This window comes from Pseudoalteromonas sp. SR43-5 (assembly GCF_014163835.1).
Taxonomy (GTDB): Bacteria; Pseudomonadota; Gammaproteobacteria; order Enterobacterales; family Alteromonadaceae; genus Pseudoalteromonas; species Pseudoalteromonas distincta.
Map to the genome: position 1 here is coordinate 64,649 of NZ_JACJEA010000002.1, position 26,459 is coordinate 91,107.

Sequence of the window (26,459 nt, forward strand, 5' to 3'; positions counted from 1 at the left end):
CTTTGTCAACTACATTGAGAGTTTTATGAATACACCTTTATCAAATACGCTGTTTGAATTGATGCAAAATTACCGCGTCACAATTCGTGAAGCAATTAACGCAGGCGAACTTGGTATTAATGCTATGCACGTACGCTGCATACATATTATTGCGAACGTAAATAACTGTACGGCTAACGATATTGTTACTAAAACGCAGCGCGACAAAGCGCAAATAGCACGTTTAATTAAAGATCTTATTGGCTTAAATTTAATAAATAAACAGGCAAGTGAGCACGATAAGCGCTGCTTTATTTTGTCGCTCACAGAGCAAGGTAAAGTTCTTTTTGATAAGTTATTAGCCTCAGAGCAGAAAATAAATAATCAAATGTGTAAAAACTTAAACCCTCAGCAAATCAAAGACTTTTTAGATATCGCACAGCAAATGATCAAAAATATGGATTGATCGGTTATACATTTCTTGGCATAACTTACACAAAACGCATATACTGTACACTTATACAGTATATGCGTTTTAGGTTGTGTTATGTTTGTCATTCCCATTTATATAGAAGCAGGCGTGTGTGGTTTTGAATCGCCCGCAGCGCAGTACACCGAGCTAGGTGTAACCCTTGATGAGCTTTTAATAAAGCACCCAAATGCTACCTTTATTGGCCTAGCATCGGGTAACTCTATGCAAGAAGTCGGAATTTTTGAAGGGGACTTATTAGTTATCGACCGTGCAGAGCCTGCAGAAAATGGTGACGTTATTGTTGCTAACTTAAATGGTCTTTTTGTATGTAAGCTGCTTGATAAAACCAATGCGCGGCTGCTTTCAGCTTCTTCTTTACATAAGCCTGTACAACTCACCTCTGCAGACGAGTTTCAGCTCGAAGGCGTAGTAACGCTATCAATAAGAATGCACAGGCAAAGCCCAGAGTTACTAAAATGTATGCCTTAGTTGATGCTGTGTCATTTTATGCCAGTGCCGAAAAAGTATTCGACCCTGCTATTCGATCAAAACCCGTGGTTGTACTTACCAATAACGATGGCTGTGTATGCGCTATTTGCCCTATTGCTCGGCGCTTAAATATTCCTAAATTTGGCCCGTACTTTAAAGTTAAGCATTTACTTGAGCAAAACAACGTTGTTATTCGCTCTAGCAATTACGAGCTTTATGCTGATTTAAGCGACAAAATGATGAATATCATCGCTCGCTTTTGCGATACACAGCACATATACAGTATTGATGAATCGTTTTTGCACTTTGATGGCTACACATCATTAATTAAAGACTGGCATGAATACGGTCATACAATAAGGCGCACAGTATGGCGCGAAACAAAGCTACCTGTAGGTGTTGGTTTTGGCCCGACCCCTACTTTAGCAAAAGCCGCTAACCATGCTGCTAAAAAGCTCAGTGGTTTTAATGGTGTAGCAGTAATAAATAGCGAACAAACTCGCCAAGCTATTTTACAAAGAATGAGCTGCGAAGATGTGTGGGGGATAGGCCGGCGGCTAGCTAAAAAACTTAAAATAATGAATATACACACCGCCTGGGATCTTGCTCAGCAAAACCCTAGAGCAATGCGCCGTGCATTTAGTGTGGTTGTTGAACGCACAGTAAGCGAGCTTAACGGGATAACATGTTTAAACTGGGATGATGTACGACAAGATAAGCGGGAGATTTATTCAACCCGTAGTTTTGGAGAGCGCATATGTGAGCCAACAGCACTTAAAACAGCGCTAATTAACCATGTAACCACAGTGGCTAATAAATTAAGAGCGCAACACTCGCTCACTCACCAGCTTTATATTTTTGCAGCCAGTGGCGCGCACGAAAATAAATATTATAAAAAGTCTTTTGTGTATAAGTTCCCCTCACCCACTAACGACACCTGCGTGATGGCTAATGCTGTATCTGAGGTATTTAATAAGATTTACCAACCCGGTATACGGTTTTATAAATGTGGTGTGGGTGCGGTAGAGCTAATATCAGAACAGTTTCAGCAAAATGACTTATTTAATAAAAGCCCTGATAATCCTAAACTTATGCAATGCTTAGACACAATTAACAATCGATACGGAAAAGGAATGCTAAGCCTTGCAAGTAGTAAATTAAATGACCGGTGGCACATGAACCGTGATTTTTTGTCGCCGCAGTACACTACGCGTTGGCGCGATATCCCTAAAATATACTGCGAATGATTTGCTACTTACTACTTACTAGATGCTTTATTTACTCTCATCTGCTTTTTTAAATGTGCACTCTACATTGGGTTCGCTCAATGTGTATTTGAGTGTGTTATCAGCTAAAAATTTGATACTTTGACTGATTGTTTTTTCGTTTGCAGGGCTTTCACAACGGCTCATTCTTAAGCCGTTTTCAAGGCCATCACTTTTATATTTAAGCGTGCTGGTTATAAAGCAAAAGTTTGGTTTTTTAATGGTTCGGGTACCATTGTGGAGCGATCCAAATACAATTTGCTCACCAAGTTTAAAACCAGCACTTAAATCACTTTCATCTGTAAAACTCAAATTGCTGTTAACGCATAACCCTGAGTTGCTCGACACAACTTCGTAGGCACCTAATTTTGACTTTAAAAGCGGTATAAATCGTGTTTTATTACTCGGCTCAGAAAAAGCATTTGCACTTGTAAAAGCGACAGTTAATAAAGCGAGTGTTAAATATTTCATTTCGTGGGTGTATCCTCGTGAGTCAGCGTGTTAAATAATAGCAAAATGCCTAATCACTTAGCTTTTATAACTTTTAACAACTATAACAGAGATTTACTATAAAAGGAGAGAAGTCGTATTCAGGAACTAAGACACGAGCAGCTAAGGGAGTTTTGCTCGACTATTACTGATTCTTACATGTGTGTAAGCCAGTAAGATAACGCAAGAGCAATTACCGATCCCATTAGGTTACAAACCTCGTGCCACAAATAAATCCCTTAGATTGAACACATTTAAATCCACAAAGATTCATCCTAGATACTGCATTACAAACCATTTTGCTGTTAAGTACTTTAGTTAATACGTACTTAAACAACAAAACGATTTATATCAATGCGCTTACTTGTAGGGAAATTAAACTCATTAAATTGTTTAAATAGCGCACAAATTACTATTTATTTTATTGCCAGTACTTTGCAAATAATAAAGGGTAGCTTTGCTTTAAAAACTTAGGTTTGTCTTTAAAACGTTTGCCTTTGGGTTCATCGCTGCCTGATGGAATAAACGGTAATTCGTCTTCGCTGCGTTCTTCAAATAATAAACCGGCTATTAAATCATACTCATCAATATACGGGTAAGGCTGCTCATTTAAGTAATAAACAGGTGTACACTGCGCTAACGAATCAGCATTTTCTAAAGCGTTTTCGAAAACTGTTTTACCACGCGAAATTAACCAACATCTAAACTCGCTAAAACCGTAATCGTCATTACATCCAGCCATCACAAAGGCGGCACCAAACAAATCCCAGGTAAAACATTTACGCATATGTATGCCAAAGTGCTTATCAAAATCAATAAGGTGCTGATCGCTTAAATCATTCAGTTTGTTTTTTAGGTTATCGCTCACACTTTGCGGATCGAGCCCTAAATCAGGCGTTGTTACTAAATCCCAAAAAGCCTGCTCTGTTAACGTTGCCATTATAAAATCTCTTTTACTCGGCCAACTTGACCATCTTCTAAACGTACTTTAATACCGTGTGGGTGGTTTGGTGATTTTGTTAAAAGGCGCTCAACCACACCCTCAGTTAATGTGCCGCTGCGTTGATCTTCTTTTAATACAATATTTACTGTGGTACCTGGTGAAATTTGCGAACGCGAAGGAACAGCCATAATTTAAACCCTAAAAATAATTTATCTAATTATAACGTCCATGTGATGTCATACCAACTAAACCGCTGTTAATTGGCTAAAAATGAGATGTGTGCTGGTTTTACGTTCAACTTAATAGCTGCTAGCTGGCTAAGTATAATCTGCGTTAACTCATCAAGTTGCGGTTTTGCATCTTCACGGGCTATCTCATCAATAAAGTAACATTGTACTTTTAACGTGTTTACTTCGTTATTTAAATCACCTGTATGCGTTAGATAATCAAAACCAATTACCATTTCTTTTATTGCTTCGCATGCATTAGTAAGCGCTAAGCGAATTTGCTTATCGCGCTGTTTTTGAGTTTTAGTCATAAATATAAAGGTTACTTATTTAGTCTGGGCTTGTTGCTGTTTTTTAAACTCTTCGTAGTTAGAGTCTTGTTTATCTAGGCATTCGTAATATTCTTTGTCAGCTTTATAGTTACACTCATCAAGGCGCGCCGATTGTAATTCATGAAAACGTGCATCAGAGCTGCAACCAGCCAAAACACATGATCCAATAATAAGTAATGCGCTGCTTTTTAGTTTATTGATAAACATTAAATTTCCTTACACTTTCTATATCGAAAAAGCGTTAAATTATTACGATACTATTGTATATTAGCGCCATAAAATCTTAATATCCAAAGGATCTATTACTATGATGTCGCAGTTACAAAAGTTGTTTCAGCGTATAGACAAAAGCAAGATATTTCAATCATTTGTTATAGCTGTAATTATTGTTTCTGCCCTTACAGTAGGTGCACACACTTACTCACTACATCCTACCGTAGAGCTTGCTCTAAATTGGATGGATGTTGGCATTACTGCATTCTTTTTAATTGAACTAATAATTCGCTTTGTTGCAAGCAAAGGCATTAAAGACTTCTTTTCTAAGGGATGGAATATATTTGACACTATCATAGTATTGGGCAGTTTATACCCTGCTGCTGGCTCTACAATGTTAATAGCTAGGCTGTTGCGCATATTTAGAGTGTTACGATTGGTTTCGATGATCCCAGAGCTGCGCTTATTGGTTAACTCATTGCTTAAAGCCATTCCACAAATGGGTTATATAGCCCTGTTAATGTTTGTTATTTTTTATATATACGCTGCAATGGGTAGCATGATGTTTGCTGAAATCAACCCTGTTCTTTGGCAAGACGTATCCATTTCAATGCTAACTTTGTTTAGAATAGCCACGTTTGAAGATTGGACCGACATAATGTACGAAACAATGGCGGTGTACGAATTAAGCTGGATTTATTACCTTACGTTTATATTCTTAACTGCATTTGTGTTTTTAAACATGATGGTAGGTGCCATTTTAGAAGTAATGAGTGAAGAGCACCGCAAAGCGCGAGAAGAGCTCGCAGACGACAGCTCATTACCTGCAACGCAAGGGCAAGTAAACGAACTACAATCCCAAATTGCTGAGCTTAAAGAGCTATTGAGTAACCGCAAAAACTAATCTGAGAAAAGTACTAAAGCACCCACTTAAAGTTTAAAAAGTGGGTGCAGCTTAAGTATTTAACTAAAACGAACATTACCAAAGAGCTTTAATTCTCCTCGTTATCAGATTTTTCATCCGTATCTTCAAAAGAAATAACGTTATCTACTTTCATTTTAAACGCATCAAAAAATGCGTTTTCTAATACCGAAATCACAGCTTGAAAAGTCGAAACATCCGTATTATCTAATTGCCCCTCTATAGGGATACGTGCAGCAACAAGTTTAGACTCATCGTTTTCGAGTATAGAGCCCAGTAAATCAACACTGCCTTCAAATATGGCCGTAAATATTCCATCGTCATCTTTTTCTATATCTTCGCGCCACGAGAACACACTCAAGTTTTGAACGCCCGCTTTTACATAACCATTTAAGTTATTGTCTTTAGCCACCAATTCCATAGCGCCATCAATGCCACCCGCTTCAATATCAAAAGGCGTGTATACCTTAAATACAGTATCGAGGTTTTTAACAGAGAAACGCTGTACCTCTGCGTTAAAATCAAAATTGGCTTGTTTGCTAAAGGGATCTAATTTGCCATCAAACTTTAATGCGGCCTCCCCCATTAATGCACCTTCTACGCTTAGAGTAGTCACTAGTGTTTTTGATAGGTTTTGCGCGTTGGTTATATTTTCAATTCGAGCGTTGATATTTGATATAAAAGTGGGTTTTTCACCACTATTCGTTGAGTTAACTAAGGTTAACTTGCCTTGCTCAATTGTTAAGGTATCAATAGAAAACAGTACTAAGTCATTCGCCAGCCCCACCCAAGTGGTTTCATCTTTTACTTGTTGATTTTGCTCAGAAGCATTGGGGTCTTTATCGTAAATAACTATCTCAGGACGCGTAAAAGCCATATTTGTGACTAAATTCCCTTTTAAAAGGGCTGACCACGCAAGTGAAAAATCGAGAGTTTGAATACTCAGTAAAGGCTTAGGAGCTGAAGTTGCATCAACAGCGTAAATTTCAACGTCGTCAATCGCGTAGGCACCGCGATATAAAAACAAATCTACATCACCAACATGCCCCGTAACACCTTGCGTATGTTTTAGCTGATAATTTACGTACTGCTGAAGCGCATAAGGTGCGGCTATTCTGGCAATAATAAGGACTAATAAAATAACCGCAAATGAGTTAAACCATTTGCTATGAAATACATTAGAAACCGAGCTCATTGTAATTTCCTTTACCTAATACTTTCAAATGAGCATTTTAAACATGTAAGAATTACGCAAAATTGTAACAACACTACGTAAATCGTATTTAAAATACATCGCTAATAGCCTAAGTGAAGTTAAAGTGGCTAATTTAAGTATTAACAGCAAAGGTTATACCAATTTAAAATTGCTACAAAAAATTGGGTTTATCCAGCAATGCTTAGCTAAATAAAAAAAGCGAGTACCTTTAATATATCAAGGATAGTGCTTGATCAAATCTAACTGGTTTACTGAATATAAAACCTTGGTATTTATCAATTTCTAAGCTTTGTAATAACGTTAACTGAGCGGAGTTTTCTACGCCCTCTGCTATTACTTGGCAACCAATCATATGCGACATGTTAGTTACAGCAGATACAATACTTTTATCTTTTGAGCACTCACAAATATTATCAATATAAGATTTGTCTATTTTAATGTAATCAACTGATAGCTCTTTTAAAACCGATATAGAAGAAAACCCAGTACCAAAGTCATCAATAGAAATACGCACTCCAGTATTTTTTATGGCCGTAATCACTTTAGACAAATACGGTAAATTTTTAATCATGACCGTTTCTGTTATTTCTAAATGCACATTGTATGGTTTAACTGCGTATCTATTTAAAAGCGCAACTAAAAAATCTAAAAAGTTATGGTTTTCTAGTTGCAACACCGACACATTAATCGACAATCCAATATTACTATTTACGGCATTTAGCCTACTTAAGCTCGCAATAGCTTGCTCTAGTACAAATTCGCCGAGTATATTAATTTTTCCATATCACTCTGCAATATCTATAAATTCTGAAGGGGGAATAAATTCATCATTAAACTGCCAACGAAGTAGTACTTCAAACGTAGTTATTTCATTTGTGCTTATATCAACAATAGGTTGATAGCACAGATGAAAGTCACCTTTTTCTACGCACTCTTTAATTGAGCTGCGAAGTACTTCTTCTCTTTTAAGCGATTCATGCATTCGCTCGTCAAATACCGATATTTCATTACGGCTTTTCTTACCTTCATACATAGCTACATCAGCGTATTTAATCGCCTCTGCAAGATTAAAATTTTCGCGCGTAAAATACAGCCCAACCTTAAAAGAGGGATTTACTTGATAGCTGTCCATGCTTACTGTTTTCGTTAAGGTTTTAACTAATCTAAAAACACAGTCAAAAAGTTCGTCTTCGGTGTTAGTGCGAGAATAAAAAATAAACTCATCACCTCCCCATCGACAAGCAATAAAGCCGCCTTGGGTTTGTGTTTCAACTAATCGTTTACCTGTTTGAGCCAGTACAAAATCACCAAAATCGTGACCGTATTTATCGTTGATGATTTTAAAGTCATCCATATCTAAAAATAAAACAGCTTTAATATCATCATTTTGATTGGCTAAATCAAGTTCAACATTAGAAACAAAGCTCCCCCTGTTAAACAATTTAGTTAGGTTGTCTTTTTGCTCTAAAGAAATTATTTGTTCGGTACGAAGTTGCACTTCGTTTTCTAAGTTTTCAATAAATTGATCTAACTTAAGTTCGTTATTAATTGATGATTTTACATCTTTTGCACTACGTGAAGCCGTTATAAAACACAAAATAAACCATAAAACGAGCCCTAAAACACCTAGTACATTCTCATCTTCAATAGGCTGTAAAAGTAATAAAATACTAAAAGGAACCAATAAGCAGGTTATATACGACAAGGAGGAACGAATATCTGAAGCTAAAACATTAACGCCTCCACCAGCAAGGGAGCTAAAAACAACCAATGATACAAATTTTTCCTGCATTTGCATGTTTTCATAAAACAAAATAGGAAAAGCAGCCCATGTTAAAGCCGTTAATAATAAACCTATAAAATACAGATGATATTTAAAAGCATGGGTGTTGTTAACAAATACATGGCTTGCTATTCGAAGTAATGAAATAAATGATAACGTAAAAAGCCAATAAAGTTTTTCTTGCGAGGCGCTGTGGTTAATACTGCTAAAAATAAGAAAACAAGAAACAACCGTGTTTATAGCAATTGCAGAACTAAAATAGGAGCTAACAAATGCTAATCGCTTATTGGCAAAGTTATTTGTGTGAGAGGTCATTAATGTTACTTGAATAGGCTGTTGCACAATGTAAACAGTTTACTTAAGTTCAATAATAAACAAAAGTGAACATTCATAAAAAAGTATTGTTTTAGCCTCTTAAGCGGTTTTATAAGCCATTAAACTAAAAAGGGCTGGCAAATTGCCAACCCCTTTTGTTAATACTGATTATATATTATACCAATTCGCTTAATTAAGTGATCTATTTTGAGGGAAGAAAATCGTGTCGATAACAAGGCAAAAATTTCGTTATTTAATTGTTATATATCAGAAATATTTAACGTAGTTAACGTCAGATTTAACCCCTCAAATTGATTAAGTATTATTGCGAATTGGTATTACTCACCATCAACAATTATGCGTAACATACGACGAAGTGGCTCTGCCGCGCCCCATAAAAGCTGATCGCCTACTGTAAATGCGCTAATGTATTTTGGTCCCATCGCTAATTTACGAATACGCCCAACAGGAATGCTTAAAGTGCCCGTTACTTTAACCGGTGTTAAATCTGTGGCACTAATTTCACGCTCGTTTGGAATTACCTTAACCCACTCATTATGAGACGCTAAAATTTCTTCAATTTTTTCTACGCTAATATCTTCACGTAATTTAATGGTCATCGCTTGTGAATGACAACGCATAGCGCCAATACGTACACATAAACCATCAATAGGTACTGGTTGCTTAGAAGAGCCTAAAATTTTATTCGCTTCAACCTGTGCTTTCCACTCTTCTTTAGACTGACCGCTTGGCATTGGTACGTCAATCCACGGGATTAAACTGCCCGCTAATGGCACACCAAATTGGTCTTGTGGTAAGTCTTTTGACGCCATTGTTTCACTGACTATTTTATCAATTTCTAAAATAGCAGAACTTGGGTTATCTAATTGCTCGGCAACACTTGCATGAATAGCGCCCATTTGTGCAATAAGCTCTTTCATATTTCGCGCACCAGCACCAGAGGCCGCTTGGTAAGTCATTGGGCTTACCCATTCAATTAGGTCTTGCTCAAATAAACCGCCTAATGCAAGTAGCATTAGCGATACTGTACAGTTACCGCCAACAAACGTTTTAACGCCTTGCTCTAAGCCTTGTTCAATAACATCTTTGTTTACGGGATCTAGCACTATTATGCTGTCTTCACTCATACGCAGTGCTGAAGCTGCATCAATCCAGTAACCATCCCAACCCGACTCGCGTAATTTTGGATATACCGCATTGGTGTAGTCACCGCCTTGGCAAGTAACAATAATATCCATTTTAGCAAGTTCGCTAATGTCACTTGCATCTAGCAATGGTTTTGCGTCGCCTGCTATATCAGGGCCTAGTTGACCCGCTTGTGAGGTGGTGAAAAAGGTGGTGTCGATATGGGCAAAATCACTTTGCTGCTGCATACGTTCTAATAACACAGAGCCAACCATGCCACGCCAACCGACTAATCCTACTTTTTTCATTGTTTGTTCCACTGTTTGATTCATAAAAGATGCCTTAATACATTAAAAATTAAATTCATTGGGTGAGATTTAATTTTCATTAACGTCAAAATAACACCACCAGCGCGCTAAAACTAGTGAATAAAGTAGAACTTAAATATTTTTCATAGTCATAAAAAAGCCCTGTATTAAATACAGGGCTAATAGGTAATTAGGTTTTATTATATCCCCCTTCCTTGGGTAGAAAATTAAAACTCGTAGCTAAAGCTTAAACTAAACTCAGTGCCTTCTTCTTGACGCCAAAGTGTTAAGTTTTCTTGTTCAATTTCTTTTTCTTGGCCAAGTATATTTTTAACTTTAAAATTAACTTTAGTATTAAAGTTAGGGAAGTAAGAATAAACTAAATCAAGAGAATGAAATGACTTTTCTTCTGCGTCTTCGTTACCACGCGTACCTGGTACAATTATGCGCGGCCCAAACACGTTATAAACAACTGAAGTAGAATGAAAACCATCAGCAGAGTCATAACCCATTTGTAAGTTTGCTACCCATTCAGAATGACCAACTAAACGACGTTTATTATTAGTAACAATGTTAGAAACAGAGTCAGCTTCAAGCGCCTCTTTTAGTTGTTGTTCAAATAATGAATCAACCCCATCAGCATCGTTTATGCCAAGCTCAACACTTGAATCCGATAGAGTAACGTTACCTGATAAAAATATGGCAGATAAATCATTATGAATAAAACTAAAGTCAGTTAAAAAGTCTACCTCAATACCTGTTAGTTGACCCGACTGCGCATTTGCTGTTAGTAATTGCGGAGCAGCTCCACCAACACCCGCTAACTCAACCATTTCAATTGGGTTTTCAATATCTTTATAAAACAAAGCAACTGATAGATTGTTTCCTGAAGGCATGTACCACTCAAACCTAAAGTCAGCATTTTTTAGCTTAGAGCTTTGAAGTGTAGGCGAGCCTCGCACTAAAAACTCTGTTAGTGGGTCAACATAATAAGTTGAGCTTACATCACGCATATCTGGGCGAATCGTCGTTTCACTTAAGTTTAAGCGAAACTGCATTTCTTCATCCATAATATAAGTAATTGCTAAAGAAGGAAAAAAGTTATCTTCTTTTATTGCAACTTCGCTCACTTCTTCAATTGTTCCATCAAAGAAATTAGTATGAGCCTGAAAAGGCACTGATATTTGAGAAAAGTCTTCCCAACGAATACCACCGGTTATACGCCATGTGTTTTCGTAGAAAAAGTCGGCCATAAAATAATAAGCGTCTAACTTATGTGCAGCGCTGTACTTATCACCATCTGCGGTACCATCATCAAAAATACCAGAGCCTGTAATACTTGTATAAAACTCACTATTAGCTAAATTTTCGTCAGAAAAAATTTGGTCTATGTTTGAGCCAAATGTATATTCATCTGTTATACCACGGTGCGTAATACCAAATTGAATATTACTTGCATCACGTTTTTTTTCAGAAAAATCGCCACCCACCTTAAGCTCTAACTCATAGCCATCACCATAAAACGGGATGCCCATATTCCAACCATACGTATCTACGTCATCATGCAAAGTTTGATAATCACGCGTTACGTTAGTAGCAGCAACATCTTGTAACTGCTCTGATTCAAATACACCATCATTTAAGTTAGTTTGAAAAACAACATCTAACGCACCTGGAGCATCCCTGTTGGCGCGGCTTGTACCTGCATACCAATCAAAAAATAAATTTTCTAATTCAGGAAAATTATGCGTCCCTTTGAGCTGCGTAGAGAACATTTCACGCTCTTCATACATAACGTCAACACGGCGTAACTCAGTAACACCTTCTTCTGACTCGTTAGCATCGAAAAAGTCACGATTACGCACTCTGTCACTCATATCATGCAGAGCTATATTCGTTAGTTCAAATTTATGGTTATTATTAAATTCATAACCTAAATTTAATGTGCCACTCCAACGAACGGTTTGTTCAGTAGATATGCCATCATAAGTTTGTGCAAAACATTTATCTTCGCAGCCCAAACTACCTAAATTTGTACCGCTTTGCTCTTTAACTACTTCCCATTCATTGTCATAGGAAACAGCTGCAAGAACGCCAAAAGTACCTACTTCAGACTCAAACCTATCACCTAGTGCTACTGAAAAATTCATGCCTGGATCAACGTCTTTCTCAGTAGGTCCAACTTGCCAATCTAGAGATTGTAAGAGCGCTTGACGCTGCTCAAGCGAAGTACTGCTGTCACCTTCAAGTCCTGCATCACTTTTAAGCGCTGTAGAAATTAATGAAGGTAAAGCACGTGTACCATCATCGCGCCCCATCCAATCATCATCACCACCACTGTAAAAATAACCGGTGTCACTGTTAGAGGTGTTATATGAAGTACCTAACTGTATTTTAAACAAAAAATCAGAAGGAATAGATTTGGTGCGTATATTTACATTACCACCACCAAAGTGCGCTGGCATATCAGGAGAAAACGATTTCTGCACACTTAAGCTTTCAATAATATCCGATGGAAATAAATCCAGTGGAACAACTGATCGAGTGGGATCTGGGCTTGGAACATACATGCTATTAAGTTGGGTACTTGAATAACGCTCACCCAAACCACGAACATAAATATATTTACCATCGACTAAGGTTAAACCAGTCACACGACGAAGCGCTGAAGCTGCATCGCCATCACCTGTGCGTGATATTTGATCAGCACCCATAATATCAGCAACAAATGCCTGATTTTGACGCTCTTGTAGTACTGCGCCTGCACTACCTTTTAGTCGCTGGCCAACAGCAACTACTTCTTCTATTTCTTGCTCTTCGGCTTCGGCTGCTATAGCTGTGTTTACTGATAGCCCCATAATTGCAGCCATAACTGCGCAATTTAGTTTACATAGAACAAGAGAAGAGGGTTTAAAAGATTTCATTTTAATACTCCGAAACAAAACAAGACATTAGCCGAGCTTTCGCTCGGCTATAATGTGGTTTGGATTAAAGACCTACCTTAACCCAACCTGCTGTCCAGTCTGTTTGTGCATCCATTGCACCAATGTAATCTACTGAATCAAAGTAACTATCTAGGCTTGAAGAATCAAAACCATTACCTAACAGTAATGACTCAGCCGAAGGCATATATCCGTTATCTGCTAAACCAAGGTCTGTGGCTGCTTGCACAGAGTTACCTGTTTGGCCTAAGAACCAAGACTCAACATTACCAGTACCAATTGCTTGCGTACCAAAGTTATTTGCCGTTTCACATGCAACAACTGAGTGAGTAACAGTTAATGTACCATCCTCTGCGCGAGGAGCTGAATCTGAACCTACACGTAAACAATTTGAATAATCTGCCCCACCTGTCACAACCACGTTTTTAAGCATACCCGCAGTGCCTGCACGTAGACGTATACCGTTAACCCCTACATTACCAATAATAGTAACATTAGAAATTGTAGGCATTGTGAGTGGTGTTGCACTTGAATCAAACTCAGAGTTATCCGCCTCAATTGCATTATCACCTGTTGATTCGGCTTGCTTGATAAGTACGTATTGCGCTTTACCCGTCCAACCAAATGACCAATCTAGTGAGTCATCACCAATATTAGTTAAAACAAGGTGACTGATGTTTGCAGTACCACCGAAAAATTCAACACCATCGTCCAGGTTTTCATGAACGTGAATGTAATCAAGCTCTGTTTGACTACCAACACCAGCAAGCGTAATGCCGTTTAACTCATCTCCGTTACCTAGCGTTTTACCTGCTTGTTTAACTGCCACGTATTTTAAAGTACCTGAGTTATCTTCTGGGTCATTACCACCAAATTGACCAGCATCACCTTCAGCAGACACACCACAGTTTGCAAGCTCATCAGCGGTAGCTTCGCCTTCTTGATCGCCACACGAGTTAGCCGGTGCATTACCTAAAAGCACTAAACCGCCCCATTGACCAATAGTCGTTTCGCCACCAGTAACATCTTCAATAGACGTCATAGTAATTGGCTGAGTTGCACTGCCCACGGCCTCTATTTTAGAACCACGGCGAACAACTAAAAAGTCATCACCCGACTCGCCAATAAGCGTAGTACCAAATTGAACATATAAAGTCGTTTCATCAGCGCGGTCATTACCTACGGCTGTACGGCCTTTTAGAATCCAATGTGCATCGTTAGTTAATGTTACGTCTGAAGTGAATACAACATCAGAAGTTAACTGATAAACTGGCTTGTCTGTGATTTCAGGAAAGCTCGCTGATACATCAGTAGCAAAACCCTGCTCTAAGGCGTTTTGAATATCATCAGGAAAACTTGGTGTTATAGCGACTGTCCAACCATCCATCCAGTTATTATCGCCATCAAACGCACCAATATAATTTGTTTTAGTAAAGAACGAATCAAGGTCTGACGAATCAACACCCGAACCTAATAATGGTGAGCTAGATTTAGGTGTAAAGCCATCGGTTGCTAAACTAAGGCCAGCAGCAGTCAGCGTTTGGTTACCTGTTTGGCCTTCAAACCAAGATTGAACGTTACCACCACCAATTGCTTCACTACCAAAGTTATTATCTTCACTACATGCCACTACTGAGTTTTCAATAGAAAGCTCACCAGATTCTGCATTTGCTACAGAGTCAGAACCCACACGTAAACAGTTTGAGTAACCTTCAGGCCCTGTAATTACTACATTACGAAGAACGCCGGCTGTACCTGCACGTAAACGAACACCGTTAGTACCATCAGCACCTACAATTGTTACGTTAGAAATTAGTGGCTTTGTTAAAGGTGTAGCATTTGAATCAAATTCTGAGTTATCCGCTTCAATAGCGTTATCACCACCAACAGCACTTTGTTGAATATAAATATTTTGCGCACGACCTGTCCAACCAAACGACCAATCAAATGCATCATCACCAATGTCAGTAAGTACTATGTTACGAACATTTACAGTACCACCAAAAAACTCAACGCCATCATCAAGGTTTTGATGAACTTGGATATATTCTACTTTTGTTGCAGAGCCTACACCCGCAAACGAAATACCATTAAGCTCATCACCGTTACCGAGAGTTTTACCTGCGTGCTTAACGACAATATAACGAAGTACACCTGAGTTATCATCGCTAATATCGCCACCAAACTGACCAGCGTCACCTTCAGCTGATACACCACAGTTAGCAAGTTCTTCAGCAGTCGTTTCGCCAGTTTGATCGCCACACGAGTTAGCAGGAGCATTACCTAAAAGTACTAAACCGCCCCATTGACCAATTGTTGTTTCAGCGCCTGTTACATCTTCAATAGATGTCATTGTAATAGGTGCAGTTGCATTACCATTTGCGTTAATTTGCGAACCACGACGAACAACTAAAAAGTCATCACCTGATTCACCAATTAATGTCGTGCCTGCTTGAACATAAAGTGTTGTAGCGTCTGCACGGTCATTACCTACTGCGGTACGGCCATTTAAAATCCAATGTGCGTCATTTGTAAGTGTTACATCCGCTGTAAACGTTGTATCTTCAGCTAAGCGATATACTGGCTTATCTGTAATTTCTGGAAATTCGCTAGAAACATCTGATGCTAAACCTTGTGATAGCGCATTATCAATATCAGTAGGGAAGCCACCATTAATACCAACAGTCCAACCTTCCATCCAATTAGTTGAGCCATCAAATGCACCAACTTGCGTATTTGCAATAAGCGGCGAGCCAGCAAGTGGTGTATAACCGTTGTCATCTAGCATTAAATCAGCTGGGGTAAGTGTTTGGTTAGCGTCTTGGCCTTCAAACCAAGATTGTACATCGCCACCGTTAATAACTTCGCTGCCAAAGTTATTCGCTGCAGTTTGACAAGCAACTATAGAGTTTGTAATCGTAAGTGTGCCATCCTCTGCACGAGGTACTGAATCAGAACCTACACGTAAGCAGTTTTCATAAGTAGCTGGGCCCGTTACAAATACATTTTTAAGAACCCCAGCAGTACCCGCACGTAAACGAATGCCGTTATTGCCCTCAGCACCCACAATTGTAACGTTTGAAATAGTAGGTAGTGTTAATGGTGTTGCACTTGAGTCAAATTCAGAGTTATCAGCTTCAATAGCGTTATCGCCTACGTTAGCCGCTTGCTGAATATAAACGTTTGTAGCTGAGCCCGTCCAACCAAAAGACCAATCTAGCGAATCGTCACCAATATTTGTAAGTACAACATTGCTTACATTAACTGTGCCACCAAAGAACTCAATACCATCATCAAGATTTTCATGTACTTGAATATAATCAACCGTAGTTGCAGAGCCAACACCGGCAAACGTAATACCATTTAACTCATCACCATTACCTAACGTTTTACCGGCTTGCTTAACAAGTACATACTTTAAAGTACCTGAATTATCATCACTGATATCGCCACCAAACTGACCTGCATCACCTTCAGCCGACACACCACAATTAGCAAGTTCATCAGCTGTTGCTTCACCTTCTTGGTCGCCGCAAGAATTTGCTGGCGCGTTACCTAATAATACTAAACCGCCCCACTGACCAATCGTTGTTTCTTGAGCTGTAACATCTTGAATTGAGGTCATTGTAATGGGCTGACTTACAGTCCCTACCGATTCAATTTGTGAACCGCGACGAACAACTAGGAAGTCATCTCCTGTTTCGCCAATAATCGTTGTACCTTGCTGAATATAAAGCTTGGTGTTATCTGCGCGATCATTACCAACCGCAGTACGGCCATTTAAGATCCAGTGTGCATCGTTTGTTAACGATACATCAGTAGTGAACACGGTATCTGCAGCTAAGCGATATACGGGCTTATCTGTAATAGATGTAAACTCACTAGAAACATCAGTTGCTAAACCTTGAGTTAGTGCATTATCAATATCAGTAGGAAAGCCAGTGGTAGCATTTTGTGAATCATCACGTGATGAGGTTTCACCACTTGTATCGTCACCGCCTTCAATAACGTTAGTTACTGTATCACCTTCATTAATAGTTGTGTCGCCTTCAGATACTACTAAGTCTCCACCACAACCAGCTAAAGATACTGCAGTTGCAATCAAACTTACTTTGAATAAGTCAGATAATTTCATTGTTCACTCCGTTAAAGTATTTAATTATTTTTTAGGTGCTCAAATAAACTCAAGTCACCATAAAACACTTAAATAATGCTTTAAGGTCACTTGAGTTTAGCTGCGGTTACAATACGGGAGACTTATGACAAAGTAGTTACAGTTTAATAACCATAAGATGACAAAAGTAACTTATTTAAAATCAAATAATTGGATGCTTTTAGAGACGATAAAAACCGCCCTGAGGCGGTTTTAGTATTGCGATTATGAACTGGTTTTACACGCGTTACTTGTTAATTAGTAAAGCGCTTTAAAATTTACAGTAAAGCTGTTCTAAGTGTTTCTGCATGCACTTTTTCGCGCTTTACATATTTGATCCACTGCTGTGCTAAACGCTGAGATTTTTTATGTTTTTCTGCCTGCTCAAACGCTAAAATTGATGCATCAAAATTTTGCATGTTGTACTGCGCCATACCCAGTGCAACAAATGCATTTGATTCAAAATCAAGGCCACCTTTATCAAGTGCTTTACGCGCTGCATCGGCGGCTTCTTCATATTGCTCTGTGTTAACAAATACTTCGGCTAAACGTTGATCGTATTTACCGTGCTCAGATAAATCAGCAGCTTTTGCAAAGTAGGTAATAGATTTTTCATCTTCTTTAGCTTGGATCATCGCCTCGGCAACAAAAGCGTAGTTTTTTGCTGTTTTTTCAGCAATATCTTTATCAATGGCATCGCTCATCACTTTTGCAGCTTTAAACGCTAAACCATTGTATAAATACACTTGCGCTAATTGGCGTAAATCAGATTTAGAGGTTAAAAATCCTAGCTGGTAAGCGGCTTCAATTACCGCCAACTGTTGTTTTTCCCTACCTGTTTCACCATACATACCCGATAACTGCACCCAATACTCAGGCTTATTATAAAGCTTTACCATGCGCTCAAGCACTTCAACAACTTTGTCAGTTTGATTAAGCGAGTAATACATTGCTCGCTGAAGTACTAACCAGTTTTCTTTAGGGATTTTGCCTTCGCTGTCGCTTAAAGCAATCACTTGAGATATGTACTCAAGCCCTTTTTTATAATCTTTTAACTGATAGTATGTTTGGGCTCTTAACAAGTAATAGCCTTCTGTTTTAGGCTGAGTGTTAATACTGTCCCAGTCATCTAAAAAAGAGATAACTTTAGTGTAATCACTATTAGCCATAGCCAGTTGAGCCAAGCTAAATGTAGTGCTTAAACGAAGTGACTCAGGAATGGCTTCCTCTGCTACCACTTTTTCAAACGAGGCAATCGCTTTTGGTAAGTCGTTTTCGTTGTAATAAATAAACCCGTAAAAGTTATGCATCATTGCCACTTCGTACGAGTTCATGCTTGCAGCTCGCTCTTGAATGCTATCAAGCGCTTCAAGTCCACCTTTAACATCACCATCGTCTGCAAGTTTTTGGGCACGAGCAAGCTGGCTATAAACCTTTTCACGTAGTGCTGGTACACGTTTCGTTTTTTGTTCTTGCTCTGCATATGCCGTAGCTACTTGTAGCCCTGGAATTAGGCTTAGAGCACTTGGTGTAACAATACTTGTACTGATCGCAGCGGTACAAAATAGTGTTAACTTTAAAAGTTTAGCTGTAGGTAGTAATTTCATAATCGCCTCGCATTTCTGTCCGTTTACTCGTGGTTAATTACTAATTAACCGCTAATTTGGAAAGATATTTTGTTCTGAACACCCGCAACTTCAACGGCTTCACCGTTTACTACGCGCGGTTTATATTTAAATTTAAGGGCTGCATCCATCGCAGCTCTATCAAAGAGTGACTCAGGCTCTGCTTTTACTACTTGTGGGTCGCGTACAGTGCCTTGTTTAGTTACTGTAAATTCAACAATAACGTAGCCTTCTATGCCACGTGATAACGCACGGCGCGGATAAACTGGGGCCACCTTTACAATCGGTAAGTATTCACCATCACTTGTTTCAAGTGCTAACCCGCCGGCTAAATTTACATCCGCATCTACATTGGCACCAAAGTCAAAGTTGTTAGCATTTGCTGTAGCATCACTATTTTGCATTTGCGGTGATTCCATTGGTGGTGGCGGCTCTTTTGGTGTTGGTGGCTTTTGTGGCTTACGCTCTTTTTTTTGTACGGTTTCTTCTTTTTTCAAGCGAACAAAATCAAGTACGTTACCCTTTACCGGATCCGTCATAGCGCCTTCACCGCCAGTGATCAGTGCCTGCATGCCTAAAAACAACATAAAGGTCACTACACCGGCTATCACTAATGCAACTAAATATCGCAACATAACTAGCCCTTAAGACGCATCTTGTGCGGCAATTGATACATCAAATGCGCCCGCCGCGCGCGAGGCATCCATCACCTTTATTAACATTTCGGTAGTGGCTTTTTTATCTGCTTGAATCACAACGCTACCTTGTGGATTTTCTGCTTTTAAACGCTCGATATTGGCTTGTACTGCGCGTACATCAATTTGACGTTTATTAATCCAAATCTCGCCTGTATCAGAAATAGCCACTAAAATATTAGCACGCTCTTTTTTAACAGCTGTTGCGGCTTCTGGGCGGTTTACATCAATACCGGCTTCTTTAACAAAAGAGGCAGTTACAATAAAGAAAATAAGCATGATAAATACAACGTCTAACATTGGGGTCATGTTTATTTCTTCAGCTTCGTCTTCTTGAAATAGGTTTCCTAACGGGGCTCTCATTTTTATTCTCCTAGGATAAGTGGCTTTATATAAGCCGCTTATCAAAATTTTGCTTAATGGTCTAAAACCATGCTGTCTTGTAGTAGTTCTACTTCGCGCTTAGCTTTTCGTTGTAAGTACGTTGAGGCAAATACCCCAGATAACGCACCTACCATGCCTGCCATTGTCGGAATAGTTGCTTTAGATACCCCTGATGCCATTGAACGCGCACTACCTGTGCCAGTAATTGCCATTACATCAAACACTTCTATCATGCCCGTCACAGTGCCTAACAAACCAAGTAGCGGGCACAAAGCAACCATCACATTAATCAAAGAAAGATTGGTGTTTAAGCGCATACCAGCTCGCGATATCATAGCTTCGCGTATTTGCTCTGCATTCCAGCTATCTCGTTCTGCACGGTTAATCCAATTGGCTTTAAGAGCGTGTTTATAGCTTCTAAAACCATTAAAAAAGTAAATAAATCGCTCGAGTATCAATAACCACATCGCGAAGATTAACACCCCGATGACCAAGAGAACTTGGCCACCAGTGTCGAGAAAATCACGGATAGCATTGATTGAATCAATCAATAGCACCATGGTTTATGCTCCTTTCTCGCTTCGCTCAGCAATAATACCGGCGCTCTGCTCTTGAATAGTTAACAAGATATTTTTAGCGCGCGTATTAAGTAAGGTGTATAAAAATACCGTTGGTATGGCGACCACTAAGCCCAATACCGTTGTTACTAGCGCTTGAGAAATACCACCCGCCATAAGCTTAGGATCCCCAGTACCAAATAAGGTGATTGCTTGGAATGTATTGATCATGCCGGTTACCGTACCTAATAAACCTAGTAGCGGCGCAACAACAGAGATGATTTTGATAAGTGTTAAATTACGCGTCACTTTTGGCATTTCACGTAAAATAGCTTCACTTAGTTTAAGCTCCAGTGTGTCGTGTGAAACACTTGGAAATTGATCTTTTACTTTCATTACGCGTCCAAGCGGATTGTCATCACGTGCAACTGTATCTTTAAGCTGGCGACGAATTTTACCGCCCATAATCAATAGTGAGAAAAAACGCTCAAGTGATATAAGAAGTGCAATAACACCTACGCCTAAAATCACATAACCCACTGTGCCACCTTGATGAACACGTTCTTGTGTATCAGGTGCTTGTACTAATAAACCAAGAATAGAGCCGCCTGTTGGGTCAAGTGCAAATTGCACCACGCCACTTTTAGTGCTTTGTAGCTCTTCTGCTGTTGCAGTAAAGCGCGATACAGGTTGGCGAGTTAATTCACTCAAAGAATTAGTCGAGGAGTTAAACTCTAAATACTTACCGTTTGATACGAGGTTAAATGCGCCCACTCGCACAACTTCTTGCTGTGCTTTAGTACCGCCTTCAACAATAACACTTGCGTTAAAACGACTTACTTTACCTTGCTCGGTCATTTCGCGTTGTAATTCAAACCATACTTTTTCAATATCTTCTATTGACGCAAGTTTTGAAGTTGAGCCCATCTTTTGAGCAAGGTCATCCATAAACGTACTGCGTCCATCAATCTGAGCAGATACTATTGATGTCGCAAACTTATTACTAGAATCCCCTGCAACTTGTTGAAGAACGCCAAACAACTCTTTAAGCGAACCCATGCGTTTAGAAAGCGTGTCTGTTAAGTTAGCAAGTTTTACTTCGTTTTCTTCAAATTGCGTTTCTAGACGTTCAGATTCCACCAGCATTTGATTGCGCTTTGCTTGGGTATTTTTAAGTGTTTGTACTTGCTCGTTTTGGCGAGCAGCAAACTCTTGTTCACGTTGTTTATTTTGCTCGCTTTGAGCTGATTTACCATTTTCGAGCGTTTTAAGTAATGAATCTAAGTTCATTGGCTCTGCCGCTATACTTGCACCAGTAATGCTTAGGCTTGCAGCAAAAAGAGCTATTTTTGTCATTTGAGTAAACAATTTCATTTTCAACCTCTTATTCTGCTGCATGTACTGGCAGAGTTAACATATCTGGGGCAAGTTGTTTACGCGCAATGCGTAAACCTTTATTAATTTGGCTTATTGTAGAGTCTGGTAATGCTTCAAATGATTTTGTATCTGCATTCCAACTACCTGCTTTTTTGCCATCGCGTGTTAGGTAAATAAGCTCTAAACGGCCAATGCGTAAAAAATCAACTTCACGCTCTTTGTCATCCACATTTAAAAGTGCGGTATAAGCTTCAATAGTGCGCCCGTAGTCTACTTCTACTTGATACGCTTCAAGTACACGTCGAAATTTTTCACTTGAGTTAATATCAGCACGATTCATCATTTCTTTTAAAGACGTAACGCGCTTAGTGCGCTCATCAGCTAAAAATGGAATATCTAAAGATACAAACTGCTCAAGACCTTCAATCATTCTAAGCATTAGCGGCGTAATTTGACGTTCAATAATAGAAACCTGATCCATTGACAGGTTTAAAGATTCCATCTCTTCTATTTGATTATTTAATTGTTTAGTTAGCTGGGCGTTGTATACAGCTAAACCATCAATCTCTTTATTGAGGGTTTTAAATTGCTGTAAACGTCCTTGCATTGAATCTGCAATCTTGTCTATTTTTGTTTGTGATTGCGCAGCTGATTTATTAATTTCACTGCTTTTATCAATAACCTTATCTAAATCGTTTGCGTGTACTGCTGCACTTGCGGCCACAATACCAGCTAAGATTAATGGTTTAACGCCTTTCATCGCATACACCTTTACTCGTTAGTTAGCGGATTTGCTAGTTTGTTTTTTTAGGTCATAAACTTTGTTATATAAATAATTTATGACTTAATAATTCAATGAGCAGGAGTTTATAGATGAAACATGACAAGGATGTTGCGCAAAAAAGTCGCTTTTATGACAATGGTAACAATTGAGACTTACAAGGAGGTTTTAACGCGAATAAGGGTACTTGCTGGCCAAATACCCCCTATTAAGAAGATGCAAGAAGGTGGTTAATCCAAAATTGAATTAATTTGATTAAGAGAATAGTGCCAATCGGTATAATTAATTTCTATAGGGTAAGCTTTATTATCTTTAATAAGCACTAGTGAGGGAAAACCTTGAATTGGTAAAGTGCGAACAAAGGATAACTCAGCTTTAAATTCATCATTAAGCTCGCTTGACGCTAGCTGCGCCGAAAACTCATCTTTATTTAAGCCAATTTTTTCAGCCAAACTAATTAATGTACTTTCATCAGACGGGTTTTGTGCGTTTAGGTAATAAGCGTGTTGGATAGCAGCCACCATTTGAGCTTCTTTACCCGCTTTACGCGCTATAAGTGCAGCTCTGCATGCGGGATACGTTGAACGCCTTGGCTGGCAATTGCGCCAAAAGTTATAATTAAATTGAGTACCTAGCTGAGCTGAAATTTTATGCCAAGTGCCCTCAAGCATCTCTTTCATATTTTGTGGCATTGGGTCTTGGCTATCGGGAGCAAGACCACCTACTTTATATTCTATTGCCACTTTACCAGCAAGCTCTGATTTTAGCTTAAGCCAGGTTGGTGAGTAACCCCAACACCAACTACACATTGGGTCATGAACATATATTAACTTACTTTGAGACATATTAATCCTTCAACTAGTTTGAGACGACACTATTACGACCAGCAGCCTTTGCACTATAAAGAGCTTCATCAGCTTGCTTTAACGAATCATCATAATCAGTTACTTTATTTACTTGGGAAATACCAATGCTACAGGTGATTGAAATACTCTGCTTGTCATCAGTAAATATAATATGCCCTGCCACGGCTTCTCGAAATTTGTTCGCAATTACAGAGGCTGCAGAGGCTGTGAGCTGCGGTAAAATAACAACAAATTCCTCACCGCCATAACGGGCCTTTAACGCAGTTGCCAAAAATTGAGACTCAAGAAGTTTGGTAAATTCTATCAATACCGTATCACCAAAATCGTGGCCATGCGTATCGTTTAAAGATTTAAAATTATCTAAATCAATTAACAAAATTGAAAAAGGTAAGTACTGCTCTGGGCGTGTTTGAGCAAGCTTTAAAAAATGAGAGGTAATAAAACGCCTATTTGCTATGCCAGTAAGGGGGTCAGTATAAGCATCTTGTTTTTGCTCTAGCGTAATATCGGCAATAGCCATGTGGCTTTTATGCCTAAAATACTCACCAATAAATGAGAATAAAAACACCATAGAAAAGGACGCTATAAAACGTGTTTTTTCTACGTTGCCATAGCTAACTTGACCAAAGTCAGGGCCGTATAAAATAACAATACAAGAAAACAGTAAGGTACAGCCTAACCAAGCACCTAATCTAACCCCTAAAGATGCAAACGTTACGACAGGATAAAACATTAGCCAATATAGCGCGGTATTATCTTTACCGCCGGTATAAACAAGTGCAATAAACATCATGCACACAATGCTCATACTTATTAATGCCACAACTTGCAGGTTACCCGTTTTTATAAAGTAGATAGAACAGCATATATTTGTAATGTTAACGATAATTAATGAAGCGGTCAGTAGTGGCGAATAAAGCTTATAATTAAAAAACACTAATACTGCGATCACCACAATTGAAATCCCAATCATGGTAAATAAAGAAAACGCTTTGCGTTGCATATCTGAGCTATAAACACTGTCGATATTTATTAGACTGAGCCAATTTGGTTTATTCACATTTTTTTTAGTCATTAATTTTATACTTTATACTTTAAACTTTTGAACCATATTTTCTAAAGCACTAAACTGTTGTTTTAGTTTGGTACATTCGTCAAGCGTGTCATTTAAGTTGGCCTTGCCTTGTATACAAAGCGAATTAATTGTTTGAATATCTGTATCTAATAACTTAACAACTTGGTTTTGTTCGTCTGTTGCAGTGGCCACAGAGTGATTTGCATCGTTAATTTGTTGAATCGCTTGTATAACATGGCTCATTAAATTGCCAACAGCATCGGCTTGTTGCACGCTTTTTTCACTGCCTTCAAGGCTTGTTTTCATAAGCTCTACAGCAAGGTTTGAGCCTTTTTGCAACTGACTAACCGTGTCTTCAATCTCTTGCGTTGACTGTTGAGTGCGGTGCGCTAATTGGCGAACTTCATCTGCTACAACGGCAAAACCGCGTCCCGCCTCTCCTGCTCTAGCCGCCTCAATTGCGGCATTAAGTGCCAATAAATTAGTCTGCTCGCTTACACCTTTAATAACTTCAAGCACTTGGCCAATACTGGCTGTATGCGTATTTAAACTGTTTATAGTTTGCTGAGCTTTTTCCATATTACCCGAGAGCTGGTGGATAGTTGCAACACTGTGGCTTAATGCTTCTTGGTTTTGTGTTGAGTGTTCATCTGCATTTTTAGCAAGCTGCGATGCACTCTCTGCATTACTTGAAATATCCATTGATGTGGCAGAAAACTGGTTGATAGCTGCTGCAACGCTATCGGTTCGTTTACTTTGATCATCATACATAGACAGCGAAGAATGTGTTTGTGATACCAAGCTCTCAATAGCTGTATCTAATTGCTTTGTAGACTCTTTTACTTGTTCTATTGAATGCTGAATTTTTTCGATGAAAATATTAAATGAATAGCTTAAATCGCCAAATTCATCGTCGTTTTCAACGGTTAAACGCCTTGTTAAATCGCCCTCACCTTGTGCTATATCTTTAATAGCATCGTTTAAACGATTCATTGGCTGCATTAAATAGCGTAATAAAAGCTGCATCATAATTATAATAGTGATAATTCCTATCACCATAAAAACAGCTGCGGTTTGGCCAAAATTAGAGACACTGGCATACGCTTTATCTTTGTCTATAACAACACCTAGGTACCAATCTACGTTTTCAATACCACTAATTTTTGTAAACGAAATAAGCTTAGACTCTCCGTTTATCTCGTACTGGGTAAACTCACTTTGTAAAGGTGTATTCGTGCCAAATATGTCTGATGTATTTTTTAAGTTTAACTGAGCATTTGGATGGCTTAACACTTGGCCTTTATTATCGAGTAAAAAACCATAACCGAGTCCTAAAAAGTCAATATCGTTGATAATTTTTGTCACGGTCTGCATATCAATATCGGCACCTGCAACGCCGCTAAACTGACCATTTTGGAGTATGGGTACTACCGCTGAAATTGTAAGCTCGTTAGTGGTTACATCAATATAAGGAGTTGTAAAAGCGGTATTTGATTTGTTTTCGACTAATTTATACCAAGGACGAGAAGTAGCATCAAAATCTGCAGGTAATACAACCGTTTGATCGTTTAATATAAACGTGCCGCTGGATTTACCTATATAAGTATTTTTAAAGCTTCCAGCAAGCTCTGCTGTATTTAGTTGTGAAAGGGTGAGTGCTTTAGAATCATTAGCTTTATGGGTTTTAGCAATTGATATAACAATCGCCAACTTTGCATTTAACCAACTCGCTATATTTTGTGAAACAGATTCGGAATTTTGTTGCAATACCAAGCTTAACTGCTGCTCGGTTTGCTTGCGCATCGCAATGTAGTTATTAAAAGTAAATAACCCTAACACCAAAACCAAAATTAAGGAGGCTGCAATAGTCACTTTGGAAGTAAATTTCAACGAGTTAAGCATATA

22 protein-coding genes and 1 pseudogene are annotated in these 26,459 nt (G+C 38.7%); 4 read left to right on the forward strand and 19 right to left on the reverse strand.

Going from position 1 to position 26,459, the window contains the following annotated elements:
• Positions 1-25 precede the first annotated feature (25 nt).
• The 3 genes from H5090_RS01740 to H5090_RS01750 all read left to right on the forward strand — a co-directional run bounded on the left by H5090_RS01740 (position 26) and on the right by H5090_RS01750 (position 2,187).
• Positions 26-445, forward strand: coding sequence for a MarR family winged helix-turn-helix transcriptional regulator (locus tag H5090_RS01740; RefSeq protein WP_004334811.1), 420 nt, complete (start codon positions 26-28; stop codon positions 443-445).
• A gap of 81 nt (positions 446-526) precedes the next feature.
• A complete protein-coding gene (locus H5090_RS01745; RefSeq protein ID WP_004334808.1) occupies positions 527-940 on the forward strand; it encodes a S24 family peptidase in 414 nt (137 codons plus the stop codon).
• Positions 928-2,187, forward strand: a complete 1,260-nt coding sequence (locus tag H5090_RS01750; RefSeq protein WP_024597582.1) for a Y-family DNA polymerase — start codon at positions 928-930, stop codon at positions 2,185-2,187. Before H5090_RS01745 ends, H5090_RS01750 begins: the two co-directional genes overlap by 13 nt.
• A gap of 27 nt (positions 2,188-2,214) precedes the next feature.
• On the opposite strand, the gene H5090_RS01755 is transcribed toward H5090_RS01750, so the two are convergent.
• The 5 genes from H5090_RS01755 to H5090_RS01775 form a co-directional block, all read right to left on the reverse strand.
• The gene (locus tag H5090_RS01755; protein ID WP_182694874.1) at positions 2,215-2,676 is read right to left on the reverse strand and encodes a hypothetical protein; all 462 of its coding nucleotides are present in this window, start codon (positions 2,674-2,676) and stop codon (positions 2,215-2,217) included.
• A gap of 439 nt (positions 2,677-3,115) precedes the next feature.
• Entirely contained in the window at positions 3,116-3,634 is a 519-nt protein-coding gene (locus H5090_RS01760; RefSeq protein ID WP_024597581.1) for a DUF4240 domain-containing protein, read from the reverse strand.
• Complete coding sequence (locus tag H5090_RS01765) at positions 3,634-3,825, reverse strand: YwbE family protein (protein WP_004334795.1); 192 nt, start codon at positions 3,823-3,825, stop codon at positions 3,634-3,636. The genes H5090_RS01760 and H5090_RS01765 overlap by 1 nt, the downstream gene beginning before the upstream one ends.
• 68 nt (positions 3,826-3,893) lie before the next feature.
• Positions 3,894-4,175, reverse strand: coding sequence for a hypothetical protein (locus H5090_RS01770; RefSeq protein WP_182694875.1), 282 nt, complete (start codon positions 4,173-4,175; stop codon positions 3,894-3,896).
• 15 nt (positions 4,176-4,190) lie between these two features.
• Complete coding sequence (locus H5090_RS01775; protein ID WP_004334789.1) at positions 4,191-4,403, reverse strand: hypothetical protein; 213 nt, start codon at positions 4,401-4,403, stop codon at positions 4,191-4,193.
• A gap of 100 nt (positions 4,404-4,503) precedes the next feature.
• Here H5090_RS01775 and H5090_RS01780 point away from each other — a divergent pair, with 100 nt between their 5' ends.
• On the forward strand, positions 4,504-5,313 hold the full coding sequence (locus tag H5090_RS01780; RefSeq protein ID WP_182196261.1) for an ion transporter: 810 nt from the start codon (positions 4,504-4,506) through the stop codon (positions 5,311-5,313).
• Positions 5,314-5,401: 88 nt separating this feature from the next.
• Here the strand turns inward: H5090_RS01780 and H5090_RS01785 are convergent, their stop codons facing one another.
• The 14 genes and pseudogenes from H5090_RS01785 to H5090_RS01850 form a co-directional block, all read right to left on the reverse strand.
• A complete protein-coding gene (locus H5090_RS01785; RefSeq protein WP_182694876.1) occupies positions 5,402-6,526 on the reverse strand; it encodes a DUF748 domain-containing protein in 1,125 nt (374 codons plus the stop codon).
• 229 nt (positions 6,527-6,755) lie between these two features.
• Positions 6,756-8,645 (reverse strand): annotated as a pseudogene (locus H5090_RS01790) (putative bifunctional diguanylate cyclase/phosphodiesterase).
• A gap of 338 nt (positions 8,646-8,983) precedes the next feature.
• Positions 8,984-10,123, reverse strand: coding sequence for an aspartate-semialdehyde dehydrogenase (asd, locus tag H5090_RS01795; RefSeq protein WP_004334779.1), 1,140 nt, complete (start codon positions 10,121-10,123; stop codon positions 8,984-8,986).
• 203 nt (positions 10,124-10,326) lie between these two features.
• Positions 10,327-13,023: a TonB-dependent receptor domain-containing protein gene (locus H5090_RS01800; protein WP_182694877.1), complete on the reverse strand. Its 2,697-nt coding sequence runs from the start codon at positions 13,021-13,023 to the stop codon at positions 10,327-10,329.
• A gap of 64 nt (positions 13,024-13,087) precedes the next feature.
• The gene (locus H5090_RS01805) at positions 13,088-17,176 is read right to left on the reverse strand and encodes a hypothetical protein (RefSeq protein WP_182692813.1); all 4,089 of its coding nucleotides are present in this window, start codon (positions 17,174-17,176) and stop codon (positions 13,088-13,090) included.
• A 296-nt stretch (positions 17,177-17,472) separates the two neighbouring features.
• Entirely contained in the window at positions 17,473-18,801 is a 1,329-nt protein-coding gene (locus H5090_RS01810) for a lipopolysaccharide assembly protein LapB (RefSeq protein WP_182694878.1), read from the reverse strand.
• A gap of 44 nt (positions 18,802-18,845) precedes the next feature.
• Positions 18,846-19,451, reverse strand: a complete 606-nt coding sequence (locus H5090_RS01815; protein WP_024597386.1) for an energy transducer TonB — start codon at positions 19,449-19,451, stop codon at positions 18,846-18,848.
• A 12-nt stretch (positions 19,452-19,463) separates the two neighbouring features.
• The gene (locus H5090_RS01820; RefSeq protein ID WP_004334764.1) at positions 19,464-19,877 is read right to left on the reverse strand and encodes a biopolymer transporter ExbD; all 414 of its coding nucleotides are present in this window, start codon (positions 19,875-19,877) and stop codon (positions 19,464-19,466) included.
• 53 nt (positions 19,878-19,930) lie between these two features.
• Entirely contained in the window at positions 19,931-20,458 is a 528-nt protein-coding gene (locus tag H5090_RS01825; RefSeq protein ID WP_010552929.1) for a MotA/TolQ/ExbB proton channel family protein, read from the reverse strand.
• 3 nt (positions 20,459-20,461) lie between these two features.
• Complete coding sequence (locus tag H5090_RS01830) at positions 20,462-21,829, reverse strand: MotA/TolQ/ExbB proton channel family protein (RefSeq protein ID WP_165723865.1); 1,368 nt, start codon at positions 21,827-21,829, stop codon at positions 20,462-20,464.
• 10 nt (positions 21,830-21,839) lie between these two features.
• A complete protein-coding gene (locus H5090_RS01835; RefSeq protein WP_004334751.1) occupies positions 21,840-22,592 on the reverse strand; it encodes a DUF3450 domain-containing protein in 753 nt (250 codons plus the stop codon).
• 251 nt (positions 22,593-22,843) lie between these two features.
• Complete coding sequence (locus H5090_RS01840; RefSeq protein ID WP_024594646.1) at positions 22,844-23,458, reverse strand: DsbA family protein; 615 nt, start codon at positions 23,456-23,458, stop codon at positions 22,844-22,846.
• A gap of 13 nt (positions 23,459-23,471) precedes the next feature.
• The gene (locus tag H5090_RS01845) at positions 23,472-24,554 is read right to left on the reverse strand and encodes a GGDEF domain-containing protein (protein WP_182694879.1); all 1,083 of its coding nucleotides are present in this window, start codon (positions 24,552-24,554) and stop codon (positions 23,472-23,474) included.
• A 12-nt stretch (positions 24,555-24,566) separates the two neighbouring features.
• Complete coding sequence (locus H5090_RS01850) at positions 24,567-26,456, reverse strand: methyl-accepting chemotaxis protein (RefSeq protein ID WP_182694880.1); 1,890 nt, start codon at positions 26,454-26,456, stop codon at positions 24,567-24,569.
• Between the last annotated feature and the right edge of the window lie 3 nt (positions 26,457-26,459).